This is a genomic window from Nucisporomicrobium flavum, from assembly GCF_016464385.1.
Classification (GTDB): Bacteria; Actinomycetota; Actinomycetes; order Mycobacteriales; family Micromonosporaceae; genus Actinoplanes; species Actinoplanes flavus_A.
Genome location: NZ_JADMLH010000018.1, coordinates 34,325 through 47,232, shown reverse-complemented (window position 1 = coordinate 47,232; position 12,908 = coordinate 34,325). Strand labels below are relative to the sequence as shown.

Here is a 12,908-nt window from a genome sequence, read left to right as displayed (position 1 = left end):
CCCCACCTCACATGTCGCTTGGACGCCCCCCAGCGTCCGTACGAGCGGAAGGTCAGGCCACGCGGCGCTTGAGCTTGCGGCGTTCCCGCTCGGAAAGGCCGCCCCAGATTCCGAAGCGCTCGTCGTGTCCGAGGGCGTACTCGAGGCACTCGGCCTTCACCTCGCACCGGCCACAGATGCGTTTCGCCTCGCGGGTGGAACCGCCCTTCTCCGGGAAGAAAGCCTCCGGATCGGTCTGCGAGCAGAGCGCCCGCTCCTGCCACTCGGGCGCGTCCCCGAGCAGGTCTACCCCTTCTACCTGCGCTTCCATCGGCGTGCCTCCTTCTTGGCGCCGGCAGCGATGCCGACGCTGACCCCCCACGCACGCGGCGTGTTTCTTGCGGGAAATACGCGCTTCGCGACGCCCGTTTCCCGCAACCCCACCGAAATTACACGCGTGTAAGACGTGCGTCGTCAAGCCGAACCTGATAAATAGGCCCGTTTCCTCGAGGCGCCGTCATCGCCTCGCGGTCCCGTTCCTGCCCTATCTCTCAGAGCTGCCGCCAGGTAACGCACAGTCGGCGCGTCGGGTCCAAATTACCCCAATTTGTAACCTCATGACCAGGCGGGTCGGCGACGCTCAGGGTATCGGCAGGGGGACGTGACCGCGCCCACCGTCCCACCCAGGGGACGGGGGAAGGGGCCCGGGAGACGACGGCCGGTCCACGGGCAGAGGCGGCAGACATGGGCCAGGCGGAACGACACGCCGAGCCGACACGCCGAAGACGGACGACCCGGGTGCGGGGTGGAACGCCCGCGTGCCGGGTCGCCGGCGCGGATCCAGGCGAGGGCCCCGCAGCCCGAGCGCGGCCTACGTGAGCGTGCCGGGCCGCCGACGTGGGCAGGCGCCGGGCCGCCGGCGCGGGCGGCGGGCACCGGCGCGCACCCAGGCCCACCGGCTGGCCACCGGCGATCCGGCCCGCTCGATCAGCGGCGGCCGTAGACGGTGGTGCGTTCGGCGGCCGGGCGGCCCGCCGCCGCGGCCAGTTCCTTCAGCTGGGCCACCGTCCGCGCCGAGCCGTGCTCCGAGCCCGCCATCCGGGAGATCGTCTCCTCCATCAGCGTGCCGCCCAGGTCGTTGCAGCCGCCGTTGAGCATCGCGATCGTGCCCTCGTCGCCGAGTTTCACCCACGAGCACTGGATGTTGGAGATCCGGCCGTGCAGCAGGACGCGGGCCATCGCGTGGACGACCCGGTTCTCGCGCCAGGTCGGGCCCGGGCGGGCGATGCCGGCCAGGTAGATGGGCGCGTTGGTGTGGATGAACGGCAGCCCGACGAACTCCGTGAAGCCGCCGGTCACGTCCTGGATGCCGGCCAGGACGCGGAAGTGCCCGAGCCATTGGCGGGGGTGGTCGACGTGGCCGTACATCATCGTGGAGCTGGAGCGGATGCCGACCTGGTGGGCCGTGGTGACCACGTCGATCCAGGTGGACGCCGGGAGTTTGCCCTTGGTGAGGACCCACCGTACGTCGTCGTCGAGGATCTCGGCTGCGGTGCCGGGGATGGTGCCGAGGCCGGCGTCGCGGAGGTCCTCGAGCCATTCGCGGACGGACACGCCCGCCTTGGCCGCGGCCGTGACGATCTCCATGGGCGAGAAGGCGTGGACGTGCATGCCGGGTACGCGGTCCTTCACCGCCCGCACGAGGTCGGCGTACGCGGTGACCGGCATCTTGGGGTCGATGCCGCCCTGCATGCACACCTCGGTGGCACCGTCGCGCCACGCTTCCTCCGCGCGGTCGGCTACCTGGTCGACGGAGAGCCTGTACGCGTCCGCGTCCCGTTCCCGCTGGGCGAAGGCGCAGAAGCGGCACCCGACGTAGCAGACGTTGGAGAAGTTGATGTTGCGGTTGACCACGTACGTGACATCGTCGCCGTTGACGTCCTTGCGCAGGTCATCGGCGATCCGGGCGAGCTCGTCGAGCGCGGAGCCGTCGGCCTGGAACAGGGCCATCGCCTTGTCCTCGTGCTCGGGCAGCAGCAGCTTCGCGGGGTCCTCGGCGGCGAGGCGGAGCCCGGCCAGGACGTCCGTCTCGACGCGCTCGGTGGAACCGGTCGTGATGTGCGCCGCGACCTCGTCCCAGTCGCCGTACACGGAGTCGAAGTCGCCGCGGCGGTCGCCCGTGCGGCCCTCGGTGTCGATGGTCGCGAAGAGGTCGGTGCGGCCGCCCGCGTACGCGTCGTCCGGCTCCTGCCACGGCAGACCCGCCGGCATCGCGTCCTCGCGCGCCAGGCCGGAGGGGTCCGCCAGCGCCGCCACGTGCGCCGCGAGGCGGGGGTCGAGCCAGCCCTCACCGCGGCGGACGTACTCGGGGTAGATCGTGAGGCGTTCGCGCAGCTCGAAGCCCGACCTGGCGGACATCTCGCGGAGCGAGTCGATCTGCGGCCAGGGGCGTTCCGGGTTGACGTGGTCCGGGGTGACCGGCGAGACGCCGCCCCAGTCGTCGATGCCGGCGCGCAGCAGGAGGTCGTACTCGCCAGCGATGAGGTTGGGCGGGGCCTGCAGGCGCGCCCGGGGGCCCATGATGACCCGGGCCACGGCGACCGTCGCCGCCAGCTCGCGCAGCTCCGCGTCGGGCATGCCGCGCATCGCCGTGTCGGGCTTGGCGCGGAAATTCTGGATGATGACTTCCTGGATGTGCCCGTACTCGCGGGCGGTGCGACGCATCGCGAAGATGGCGTCGGCGCGTTCCGCCCGGGTCTCGCCGATGCCGATGAGGATGCCGGTGGTGAACGGCACGCCGACGCGGCCGGCGTCGTCGAGGACCCGCAGGCGCACGGCGGGCTCCTTGTCCGGGGAGCCGTAGTGCGGGCCGCCCGGCTCCGACCAGAGCCGCGTCGCGGTGGTCTCGAGCATCATGCCCATGCTGGGCGCGACCGGCTTGAGCCGCTGGAGCTCGGCCCAGCTCAGCACGCCGGGGTTGAGGTGCGGCAGCAGGCCGGTCTCCTCCAGCACCGCGATCGCGCAGGCGCGCACGTAGTCGAGGGTCGAGTCGTACCCGCGCTCGTCGAGCCACTGCCGCGCCGCCGGCCACCGCTCCTCCGGCCGGTCGCCGAGCGTGAACAGCGCCTCCTTGCAGCCCTGCGCCGCGCCTTCCCGGGCGATCGCCAGCACCTCGTCGCGCTCGAGGAACGCGGCGGGCAGCCGGTGCGGGACCGTGGCGAACGTGCAGTAGTGGCACCGGTCCCGGCACAGCCGGGTGAGCGGGATGAAGACCTTCTTCGAGTACGTGACCACGCCCGGCCGACCGGCCTCGCGCAGGCCGGCGTCCCGGATCGCCCCGGCGGTCGCGAGCAGGTCGTCGAGCAGCGGCCCCTCGGCGGCGAGCAGGGCGGCCGCCTCGTCGGCGTCGATCGCCCGGCCCTCGGCGGCCCGCTTCAGGGCACGGCGGATGCTGGCTTCGGTCGGCGGGGTGTCCACGGCTGCCACCTGTGCAGCCTAGGCCGGAACCCGGCCCCGCCGCCCCCGTGGCGGGGCCGGACGGCAGTGGTCTGGAACACCCTCGCCGATCGCCCCCAGGCGGCCGACGCGGGCCGCGCCGAGCTACCGGGGCGGTTCCTCGCCGAGGTTGCGGGTGCGGTCGTCGTCCTCACGGGCCGGGAACACCTGCGTCGGCTCGGAGAAGGGGGCAGGCGAGCCGGGGTGCGCGACGGCGTGGGGGTTGCCGGGCGCCGGAGCGAACGGGCCGGGCGGGGTGGCGGGGGCGCCGCCCGAGGCAGGCTGGGCCGACACCGGCGGGGCGGGCGGCGCGGACGCGGGAGGGGTGGCCGGCGAGGCGGGAGGGCCGAAAGCCGGCGGGGCGGAAGCGGGAGGAGCAGAGGCCGGAGGAGCCGGCGGCGGCGCGCCCCAGGCCGGCGGTTGCCCCCAGGCCGGCGCCTGGCCCGGCTGGGCGGGCTGACCCGGCTGACCGGCGTAACCGCCCTGACCCGAGTACGGCTGGCCGGCCTGTCCGGCGTGACCCGGGTGACCGGGCTGGCCCGGCTGGGCGTAACCGGGAGCGGGCGGCGGGAAGCCCGGCTGGCCCCACTGCGGCTGCTGGCCCCACGGCTGCTGCGGCTGGCCGTACATGCCCGGCTGCGGCTTGGGCGTGGCGAACAGCGAGCGCCAGATGGCGAAGACCGCGTACGCCGCGATCGCGAAGACCGCGAGCCACGCCGCGCGGACCAGGAACTCCTCGAAGGCCACCCGTACGCTGAAACCGGCCAGCTTGACCACCGCGATGAGGAAGCCGAAGACGACCGCGAAGAAGCCGGCCACCGCGTACTCCACGAGCGCCACGACCGTGATCAGCCGCGCGTGCCGGTGCCGGGGCTCGACCATCGTGGCGAGCAGCACCGCCGCGAGCGGCATCGCGATGGTCTCGAGGTTCACGTACCCGTAGAAGCTGTTCTGCACCCGGGTGAGGAAATCCTGCCCCACCTCGGACGGGACCAGCCGGACGATCGCCACGAAGAGCCAGATGGCGGGGGCGGCGACGAGGGCGTACGCGGCGAGGTCACGCAGCGGCCGGATCACCGGGGCGACCGGGTGGCCGGGCTGGGGCTGCGGCGGCGGTGTGCTGGTCACAGCGCTCTCTCTCCTGATCGGCGACGGACAAGACGGCTGAGTCGGCTCACTCTAGTCCGATAGGCGCATCACACCAGCGCCCCGCACGCCGCGGATCGGCGGCGGGTGCGCAAGGATGGTCGGATGCGGATCGTGGTCCTGACCGGGGGGATCGGTGGCGCCCGGTTCCTGGTGGGCGTGCGCGCTTATGCGCGGCGGGTCGGCGCCGACGTCACGGCGGTGGTCAACGTCGGTGACGACGTACGCCTGCACGGCCTCCAGATCTGTCCCGACCTGGACAGCGTCATGTACACGCTGGGCGGCGCGGCCGACCCGGAGCGCGGGTGGGGCCGGGTCGGCGAGACCTGGGTCGTCAAGGAGGAGCTCGCCAAGTACGGCGCCGAGCCCAGCTGGTTCGGCCTCGGCGACAAGGACACCGCCACCCATCTCGTCCGCACCACGATGCTCAACGCGGGCTACCCGTTGTCGCAGGTGACCGCCGCGCTGTGCGAGCGCTGGCAGCCGGGCGTCACCATGCTGCCGGCCACCGACGACCGGCTGGAGACCCACGTGGTGGTCGAGCTGGACGGGCAGCGGGCCATCCACTTCCAGGAGTGGTGGGTGCGCTACCGCGGTGACGTGCCGACGCACCGGTTCGTCTTCGTGGGTGCGGACAAGGCGAAGCCCGCCGCCGGGGTGCTGGAGGCGATCGCGGCCGCGGACGTGGTGCTCGTGGCTCCCAGCAACCCCGTCGTCAGCATCGCGCCGATTCTGGCCGTACCCGGGCTCAAGGAGGCCGTGGTGGACGGCCCGGCGCCGGTCGTCGGGGTGTCGCCGATCATCGGCGGGGCGCCCGTGCGCGGCATGGCCGACCGCTGCCTCGCCACGCTGGACGTCGAGGTGAGCGCGGCCGCGGTGGGTGCCCTGTACGGCGCCCGCTCGGCCGGCGGGCTGCTCGACGGCTGGCTGGTCGACGAGACCGATGCGCAGGCCACGGTCCCCGGCGTACGCGTCAAGGCCGTGCCGCTGTGGATGCGCGACGAGGAAGCGACGTCCGCGATGGTCGCCGCAGCTCTGGAGCTGGCGGGAGTGGCATGAGCGAAGGCTTGGAGATTCTGCCGGTGCACGGCATCGGCGATGTGACGGCCGGCGACGACCTGGCCGAGCTGATCACCCGGAACGCCCCGTGGCTGCGCGACGGCGACGTGCTCGTGGTGACCAGCAAGATCGTGTCGAAGGCGGAGGGGCGCCTGGTCGAGGTGCCCGCCGACGGCCCGGAACGCGAGGCCGCCCGCGCGGACGTCCTCGCCGCGGAGACCCGGCGGGTGGTGGCCCGGCGCGGCGCGACCGCGATCGTGCAGACCCACCACGGTTTCGTGATGGCCGCCGCCGGCATCGACGCGTCCAATGTCGACAAGACCCATCTCGTGCTGCTGCCCGCGTCCCCGGACGACTCCGCCCGGCGGCTGCGTGCCGATCTCGCGGCCCGTGGCCTGCGCGTCGGCGTGATCGTCTCGGACACGATGGGCCGCACGTGGCGCAACGGGCTCACCGACGTCGCGCTGGGCGCGGCCGGGATCGAGCCGTTCCGCGACCACCGGGGCGAGATCGACCCGTACGGCAACGAGCTGCAGCTCACCCAGATGGCCGTGATCGACGAGCTGGCCGCCGCGGGCGAGCTGGTGAAGGGCAAATGCGACCAGGTGCCGGTCGCGGTGGTGCGCGGCTACCCGGGCGCGGGCGCCGCGGAGACCCCCGGCGCCGACGTTCTGCTGCGGGATGCTGCCAGCGACATGTTCTCCTTGGGTACGGCGGAAGCACACGCGGAAGGCCTGCGCACGGCGGCCACCCTGGCGGAGTCTGCGACGGACGAGCCGGCGAGCGCCGAGGCGGTGCAGCGGGCGATCGCCACGGCCGCCCTCGCCGCCACGGTGGCTGTGCCGTCTCCGCAGACGCTGCGGTGCACGGCCACGGACACCACGCCCGCCGGGCTGATGCGCTTCGGCGCGGACGTGCAGCGGCTCCGGTCGGCGCTGGCCGCCGAGGGGCTCGTGTCCGCGGTCGCGTACGACCCGACGGGCGCCACCATCGCGGTGTCCGCCGCATGAGCCTCTTCGACGACGCGGTCGGTGTCCTCAGCGGATGGTCGGCCACCTCGGAGGCGGCCGGCCTGGCCCGCAAGCGCACGCTGGAGCTGCTCGGCGCGGGCCCGGTGGCGATGACCCGCGCGCACCGGGCGGGCCATGTCACGGCCAGCACGCTGATCATGGATGAGAGCCGCCGCGTCCTGCTCTGCCTGCACGGCCGCCTCGGCATGTGGATGCAGGTGGGCGGCCACTGCGAGCCGGGCGACGCCACGCTGGCGGCGGCCGCGCTGCGCGAGGCGACGGAGGAGTCCGGGATCGAGGGCCTGCGCCTCGACCCGGTTCCGATCGACGTGGACGTGCACGCGGTCCGCTGCGCCCCGGCCGGCGGGGAGCCGGCCGGGCCGTCCTGGCACTACGACGTCCGCTTCCTCGCCGTCGCGCCCGCCGGTGCGACGGAGCAGATCAGCGAAGAATCGGCGGACCTGGGATGGTTTTCCGCGGACAACCTGCCCACGCCGCTCGCGAGCGGCGTGGAGCAGCAGCTGGCACCGGCATTCGCCCGGCCGCGGTAACCTCAGATGTAGCTGATCTCGCCCTTGTCGCGGAGCTCGTCCACGATGGACTTGACCTCCTGGGCGCGGTCGCGCGGGCAGACCAGCACCGCGTCGGGCGTGTCGACCACGATCAGGTCGCGGACGCCGAGCGCCGCGACGAGCCGGCCCGAGTTCGGGACCACGACGAGGTTCTCGGTCTCGCGCAGGATCACGCCCGGCTTCTCGGCGCCCTGGTGGCCGACGATCACGTTGCCGGCCTGGTCGGCCGCGAGGACCTCGCCGAGGGTGTGGAAGTCGCCGACGTCGTTCCAGCCGAAGTCGCCCGGGACCGTGCCGACCCGGCCGACCGCCGCCGCGCCCTCCATCACCGCGTAGTCCACAGAGATGCGCGGGAGGGTCTGCCAGACCTCGCCGAGCACCTCCTCGCGGGACGCCGTCTCCCAGGCCTGCGCGATGCGGGAGATGCCGGCGTGCAGTTGCGGCTGCTGGCGGGCGAGCTCGGAGAGGAACACGTCGACCCGCCACACGAACATGCCGGCGTTCCACAGGTAGTTGCCGGACTTCACGTAGCTCTCGGCCACCTCGTACGAGGGCTTCTCCTTGAACTCCTCGACCGCGAGCACCGCACCCTCGCCGACCGGGCCGCCGCACTGCACGTAGCCGTACCCGGTCTCCGGGCGTGTCGGGGTGATGCCCAGCGTCATGAGCAGTCCCTGCCTGGCCCCCGCCATGGCCTGCTCGATGACCCCGACGAACCGCTCGCCGTCGGCGATGAGGTGGTCGGCCGCGAACGACCCCATGACCGCCTCCGGGTCGCGGCGGGCGATCACGGCCGCGGCCAGGGCGATGGCCGCGCACGAGTCGCGCGGCGAGGGCTCGACGAGGATGTTCTCCTCCGGTACGGCGGCGAGCTGGCGCGACACGGCAGCCGCATGCGCCACTCCGGTCACCACGTACACCTGGGACGGGTCGGCCAGCGGCAGCAGCCGGTGGACGGTCGCCTGGAGCAGCGAGTCGTCCGTGCCGGTCAGCGGGTGCAGGAACTTCGGGTGACCGGCGCGAGACAGCGGCCAGAGACGAGTACCACTGCCACCTGCGGGGATGACGGCGTAGAGCCCACCCGGATTCTCACTCATGCGCACGGAGTGTAACGAACCGTCAGGCCACCACGCGGTTCCAGGTCGCGACGTGCACCTCGGCGCTGGACGCCCAGGTGAACTCCTTGGCCCGGTCGAAGCCCGCCTTGGCCAGCGTGAGCCGGCGCGGCTCGTCGTGCAGCAGGTCGGCGAGGTCCTGGGCGATGCGGTCCGGCTCCTCGGTCGTGTACGCGACCGCGTCCCCGCCCACCTCGGGCAGGGACAGCCGCGGCGTGGTGAGCACCGGCGTGGCGCAGGCCATCGCCTCGAGGATCGGCAGCCCGAAGCCCTCGCCGAACGACGGGTAGCAGGCCACCAGCGCGCCGCCGAGGAAGCCGGGCAGGTCCGCGTACCGCAGGTAGCCGGGGCGCAGCAGGCGCAGGTGCGAGGGCACCTCGGCGACGGCCCGGTCGATGTCGTCGTCGTGGCCCTGGCCGCCCGCGATGACCAGCGCCGGCGGGTGCGGCCAGTCGGCGACCGCCCGGGCCCAGCCGCGGATCAGGTTGGGCACGTTCTTGCGGGGCTCCTTGGCACCCAGGAACGCGACGTAGCCGGTGTCGCCGAGGCCGAGCCGGGCCCGGACGCGAGCCTTCTCCTCGTCGCTGGGCGCGTGGAAGGCGGTGTGGTCGACCCCGTGGTACGCGACGTCGATGTGCGTCGGGTCGGCGTCCAGCAGCCGGATCAGCTCGTCGCGCGTGGCCTTGCTGGGCACGATGACCCGGGCGGCCCGGCGCAGCGACGTCTTGATGGCACTGCGGAAGAAGGTGCGCTTGGTGTTGTCGTAGTGCTCCGGCTCGGTGAAGAACGTCGCGTCGTGCACGGTGACCGTGACCGGACATCCCGCCCGCAGCGGGCACGTGTAGAACGGCGAGTGCAGCACCTGCGCGCCGACCTGCTGGGCGAGCAGCGGCAGGCCGGTCTGCTCCCAGGCCAGGCGGGCGGGGCGGTGCGCGACGGCGGCCGGGCCGGCGATGACCTCGGCACCGGCGAGCATGCGGGAGTAACGCTCCGCATCGGAACGCTGGGCCACGACGGCCAGGTCGATGCGGTCGGCACCGATGGCGGCGAGGGCGCCGAGCAGCCCGTCGACGTATCTCCCGACACCGCCTCGGTCGGCGGGGACGCTCGTGGCGTCGACGAGGACTCGGGGCGGACGACCGGCGGTCACGTGGCAACTCCTCACATCTGTGGGCCAGACCACTGGCAAGGGTACGCCGCTCGATGCCTCCTGTGTCGACCGCGACGCCCGGCGACACCGCTTAGTTACCCCCGCTTTCCCCGGTCGTCCCGGCCCGGCAGCATCCGCTCACTGTCAGTCATCCGACTATCGTCGGTTCCGATGACTGAGACGATTCCGGCGGCCCTGGCGGCCGCCGTCCGCCGCGACCCGACGACGCCGCTGCTGACCTGGTACGACGACGCCACGGGCGACCGTACCGAGCTGTCCGGCGCCACCATGGACAACTGGGTCGCGAAGACGGCCAACCTGCTGGTGGACGGCGCCGGCCTGGGCCCCGGCGACACGGCGGCGGTGCTGCTGCCCCCGCACTGGCAGACGGCGGCGATCCTGCTCGGCGGCTGGGCGGCCGGCCTGGAGCTGCTCACGGGTCCCGGCCCGCAGCCGGTGGACGCCCTCTTCGCCTGGCCCGCGACGGTCGAGGCGGCCACGGCCTGGCCGGCGGGAGACCGCTACGCGACGGGCCTGCTGCCGCTCGCCATGCCCCTGCGGCCACTCCCGCCGGGCTTCGTGGACTACACCGTGGAGGTACGCGGCCACGGCGACCGGTTCGTCGCGAGTCAGCCGGTCACCGCGGAGGACGCCGCCCTCGACGGCACCGACCACGGCACGATCTCGGCCGCGGCCGACGCACGCGCGCAGGAACTCGGCATCACGCCGGGCGCCCGCGTCCTCATCGACGCCGGCACCCACCCGGACCCGGCCGACTGGCTGCTCGCCCCCCTGTACGCGGGAGCGAGCATCGTGCTCTGCGCCAACCTGGACCGTGCGGCCCTGGACAAGCGCGTGGCGTCGGAGAACGTGACGCTCACGCTGGGCTAGGCACGCTCCTTCGCGTACTCCTCGAAGGCCGTCAGCGATTCCGGGTTGGCCAGCGCGCCCTTCGCCGCGGCCTGGTCGGCCGGTGTGCCGGTGAGGATGCGCTTCACCGGGACCTCGAGCTTCTTCGCCGACAGGGTGCGGGGCACCGCCCGTACCTGATGGATCTCGTCGGGGACGTGCCGCGGCGAGAGCGCGGCACGCAGCTCGGCCCGGATGCGGCCGCGCAGCGCGTCGTCGAGCTCGAGGCCCTCGGCGAGCACCACGAACAGCAGCAGCTCGTCCTGCTGGTCCAGGTGGACGACGACCGAGTCGGCGATCTCCGGGATCGCCTCGACCACCGAGTAGAACTCCGCGGTGCCGAGCCGCACACCGCCGCGGTTCAGCGTGGCGTCGGACCGGCCGGTGATGACGCAGGTGCCGTCCTCGCCGATCGTGATCCAGTCGCCGTGGCGCCACACGCCGGGGAAGACGTCGAAGTACGCCTCGAAGTACCGGCGGCCGTCCGCGTCGTTCCAGAAGCCCACCGGCATGCTCGGCATCGGCGCGGTGATGACGAGCTCGCCCAGCTGCCCGATGAGCGGCTTGCCCTGCGGGTCGTACGCCTCCACCCGCGCGCCCAGCGCCCGGCACGAGATGACGCCCTCGACCACCGGCAGCAGCGGCGCCCCGCCGACGAAGCCGGTGCACACGTCGGTGCCGCCGGACAGCGACTGCAGTTGCGGCTTCTCCCCCAGCGCCTCGTAGACCCAGCGGAAGCCCTCGGGAGGCAGCGGCGCGCCCGTCGAGCCGACGCCGCGGATCACGTTCGGTGGCGGCTGCACCCCGGCCTTGCGGCACGCCAGGATGAACGGTGCGGACGTACCGAAAAAAGTGACCCCGGCGTCGGCGGCGAGCCGCCAGAGCGCGCCCAGGCCGGGGTGGCCGGGGTTGCCGTCGAACAGCACGATCGCCGCGCCGGCCGCCGGGCCCGAGGCCAGGAAGTTCCACATCATCCAGCCGGTCGTGGTGAACCAGAAGAACCGGTCGCCGGGGCCGAGGTCGTGGTGCAGCGCGAGCATCTTGAGGTGCTCGAGCAGGATGCCGCCGTGGCCGTGCACGATCGGCTTCGGCAGGCCCGTCGTGCCGGAGGAGTAGAGCACGTAGAGCGGGTGGGCGAACGGCACCGCGGCGAACGTCAGCGGATCGTCGCCGTCGAGGGTGTCCCAGTCGCCCTCGCCGCCCAGGTACGGGATCGTGATGACACGTTCGACGCTGGGCAGGGCCTCGCGGATCGCCGCCACCTCGGCACTGCGGTCGATCGCCTTGTCGCCGTAGCGGTAACCGTCGACCGCGACCAGCACCTTCGGCTCGATCTGCGTCCAGCGGTCGATGACGCTGCGCACCCCGAACTCCGGCGCGCACGACGAGAAGACGGCACCGAGGCTCGCCGTCGCCAGCATGAGGACGTACGTCTCCGGGATGTTCGGCGCGTACGCCGCGACCCGGTCCCCGCTCGCGACGCCGAGCCGGCGCAGCCCGGCAGCGACCCTCCGGACCTCCTCGCGCAGCTGCCGGGCGGTGAGCGTGACCGGCTCCCGGGTCTGCGAGTACGCGATGACGACCGGGTCCTCGTCGCCGAGGCCGGGCATCCGCAGCACATGCTCGGCGTAGTTGAGCGTCGCCCCGGGGAACCACGTGGCCCCCGGCATCGCCGGGTCGCCGAGGACCGCGGTCGGCGCGGTGTGCGCGATCACCTCGAAGTAGTCCCAGACCGCCTGCCAGAACCCGGTCAGGTCGGTGACGGACCACTCCCACAACCCCGCGTAGTCGCCGACGTCGACGCCGCGCTCGGCGCGCAGCCAGGTCAGGAACCGGCCCATCCGGGAGGTCTCCAGGACGTCCGCCGGCGGCGTCCACAGCACTGTGCCCGTCGTCATGCCGACACCTTAACGGTTACTCAGCATGGCTGGCCCGGGCCGCCTGGATCGCTTTTCTCCGGGCCAGGCGGTGCTCGCGACGGATGATCGCCTCGCGGAACCGGCGCTCGTCCTCGGGCGTCTCCGGCACCACCGGCGGGACCGTGCGCGGATGCCCCGACACGTCCACCCCGACGAACACCAGGTAGGCGGTGGCCACGGTGATCGGATCGCCGCCGGCGGTGTCCCACCGCTCCGCGGTCAGCCGTACGCCCACCTCCATCGAGGTGCTGCCGGTCCAGTTCACCTGCGCGTACGCGTGCACGAGGTCGCCCACCCGCACCGGCTCCACGAACACGATCTCGTCGATCGCGGCGGTCACCGCGGTCCCGCCGCTGTGCCGGGCGGCCGCCGCGCCGGCCACGTCGTCGACGAACTTCATCAACACGCCGCCGTGCACCGTGCCGTACAGGTTGACGTCGACCGCACTCATGATCCGGCTCAACGTGACCCGCGAGTGCGAGGTCGGCCGTCCCGACGGGTGTTGACTCATGGCCGATACGTTAATTCCTCCTGGTTGCCGTTCCCCGGTACGG

The 12,908-nt window shown here is 73.1% G+C and carries 11 protein-coding genes; 4 read left to right on the top strand and 7 right to left on the bottom strand.

Annotated elements, in window-relative coordinates:
- Nucleotides 1–52: 52 nt before the first annotated feature.
- The 3 genes from IT780_RS32445 to IT780_RS32435 form a co-directional block, all read right to left on the bottom strand.
- On the bottom strand, nucleotides 53–310 hold the full coding sequence (locus IT780_RS32445; protein WP_014688021.1) for a WhiB family transcriptional regulator: 258 nt from the start codon (nucleotides 308–310) through the stop codon (nucleotides 53–55).
- Nucleotides 311–966: 656 nt separating this feature from the next.
- A complete protein-coding gene (locus IT780_RS32440) occupies nucleotides 967–3,456 on the bottom strand; it encodes a bifunctional FO biosynthesis protein CofGH (protein ID WP_199515747.1) in 2,490 nt (829 codons plus the stop codon).
- A 123-nt stretch (nucleotides 3,457–3,579) separates the two neighbouring features.
- Nucleotides 3,580–4,602 carry a hypothetical protein gene (locus IT780_RS32435; protein ID WP_199515651.1) on the bottom strand — a complete coding sequence of 341 codons (1,023 nt, stop codon included), beginning with the start codon at nucleotides 4,600–4,602 and terminating at the stop codon, nucleotides 3,580–3,582.
- A 123-nt stretch (nucleotides 4,603–4,725) separates the two neighbouring features.
- Here IT780_RS32435 and cofD point away from each other — a divergent pair, with 123 nt between their 5' ends.
- Genes cofD through IT780_RS32420 form a run of 3 tightly spaced genes read left to right on the top strand, consistent with a single transcriptional unit; the run spans nucleotide 4,726 to nucleotide 7,240 of the window.
- Nucleotides 4,726–5,679, top strand: coding sequence for a 2-phospho-L-lactate transferase (gene cofD / locus IT780_RS32430; RefSeq protein ID WP_199515650.1), 954 nt, complete (start codon nucleotides 4,726–4,728; stop codon nucleotides 5,677–5,679).
- On the top strand, nucleotides 5,676–6,689 hold the full coding sequence (locus tag IT780_RS32425) for a coenzyme F420-0:L-glutamate ligase (RefSeq protein ID WP_199515649.1): 1,014 nt from the start codon (nucleotides 5,676–5,678) through the stop codon (nucleotides 6,687–6,689). Before cofD ends, IT780_RS32425 begins: the two co-directional genes overlap by 4 nt.
- Entirely contained in the window at nucleotides 6,686–7,240 is a 555-nt protein-coding gene (locus IT780_RS32420; RefSeq protein ID WP_199515648.1) for an NUDIX hydrolase, read from the top strand. The genes IT780_RS32425 and IT780_RS32420 overlap by 4 nt, the downstream gene beginning before the upstream one ends.
- A 2-nt stretch (nucleotides 7,241–7,242) precedes the next feature.
- Here the strand turns inward: IT780_RS32420 and IT780_RS32415 are convergent, their stop codons facing one another.
- Entirely contained in the window at nucleotides 7,243–8,358 is a 1,116-nt protein-coding gene (locus tag IT780_RS32415; protein ID WP_199515647.1) for a mannose-1-phosphate guanylyltransferase, read from the bottom strand.
- Between the two features lie 22 nt (nucleotides 8,359–8,380).
- On the bottom strand, nucleotides 8,381–9,526 hold the full coding sequence (locus IT780_RS32410; protein WP_199515646.1) for a glycosyltransferase family 4 protein: 1,146 nt from the start codon (nucleotides 9,524–9,526) through the stop codon (nucleotides 8,381–8,383).
- 171 nt (nucleotides 9,527–9,697) lie between these two features.
- Between IT780_RS32410 and IT780_RS32405 the strand changes: the two genes are divergently transcribed.
- Nucleotides 9,698–10,417 (top strand): TIGR03089 family protein, encoded by a 720-nt coding sequence (locus IT780_RS32405; protein ID WP_199515645.1) that lies wholly within the window; start codon nucleotides 9,698–9,700, stop codon nucleotides 10,415–10,417.
- Here the strand turns inward: IT780_RS32405 and IT780_RS32400 are convergent.
- Nucleotides 10,414–12,333, bottom strand: a complete 1,920-nt coding sequence (locus IT780_RS32400) for an acetoacetate--CoA ligase (RefSeq protein WP_199515644.1) — start codon at nucleotides 12,331–12,333, stop codon at nucleotides 10,414–10,416. The two genes, IT780_RS32405 and IT780_RS32400, sit on opposite strands and share 4 nt — an antisense overlap.
- 16 nt (nucleotides 12,334–12,349) lie before the next feature.
- Nucleotides 12,350–12,865, bottom strand: a complete 516-nt coding sequence (locus IT780_RS32395) for an acyl-CoA thioesterase (protein WP_199515643.1) — start codon at nucleotides 12,863–12,865, stop codon at nucleotides 12,350–12,352.
- Nucleotides 12,866–12,908: the final 43 nt, after the last annotated feature.

Coding starts and splice junctions, on each gene's coding strand:
- IT780_RS32445 (WP_014688021.1), bottom strand. CDS start 310: ATGGAAGCGCAGGTAGAAGGGGTAGACCTGCTCGGGGACGCGCCCGAG.
- cofD (WP_199515650.1), top strand. CDS start 4,726: ATGCGGATCGTGGTCCTGACCGGGGGGATCGGTGGCGCCCGGTTCCTG.
- IT780_RS32425 (WP_199515649.1), top strand. CDS start 5,676: ATGAGCGAAGGCTTGGAGATTCTGCCGGTGCACGGCATCGGCGATGTG.
- IT780_RS32420 (WP_199515648.1), top strand. CDS start 6,686: ATGAGCCTCTTCGACGACGCGGTCGGTGTCCTCAGCGGATGGTCGGCC.
- IT780_RS32415 (WP_199515647.1), bottom strand. CDS start 8,358: ATGAGTGAGAATCCGGGTGGGCTCTACGCCGTCATCCCCGCAGGTGGC.
- IT780_RS32405 (WP_199515645.1), top strand. CDS start 9,698: ATGACTGAGACGATTCCGGCGGCCCTGGCGGCCGCCGTCCGCCGCGAC.
- IT780_RS32400 (WP_199515644.1), bottom strand. CDS start 12,333: ATGACGACGGGCACAGTGCTGTGGACGCCGCCGGCGGACGTCCTGGAG.
- IT780_RS32395 (WP_199515643.1), bottom strand. CDS start 12,865: ATGAGTCAACACCCGTCGGGACGGCCGACCTCGCACTCGCGGGTCACG.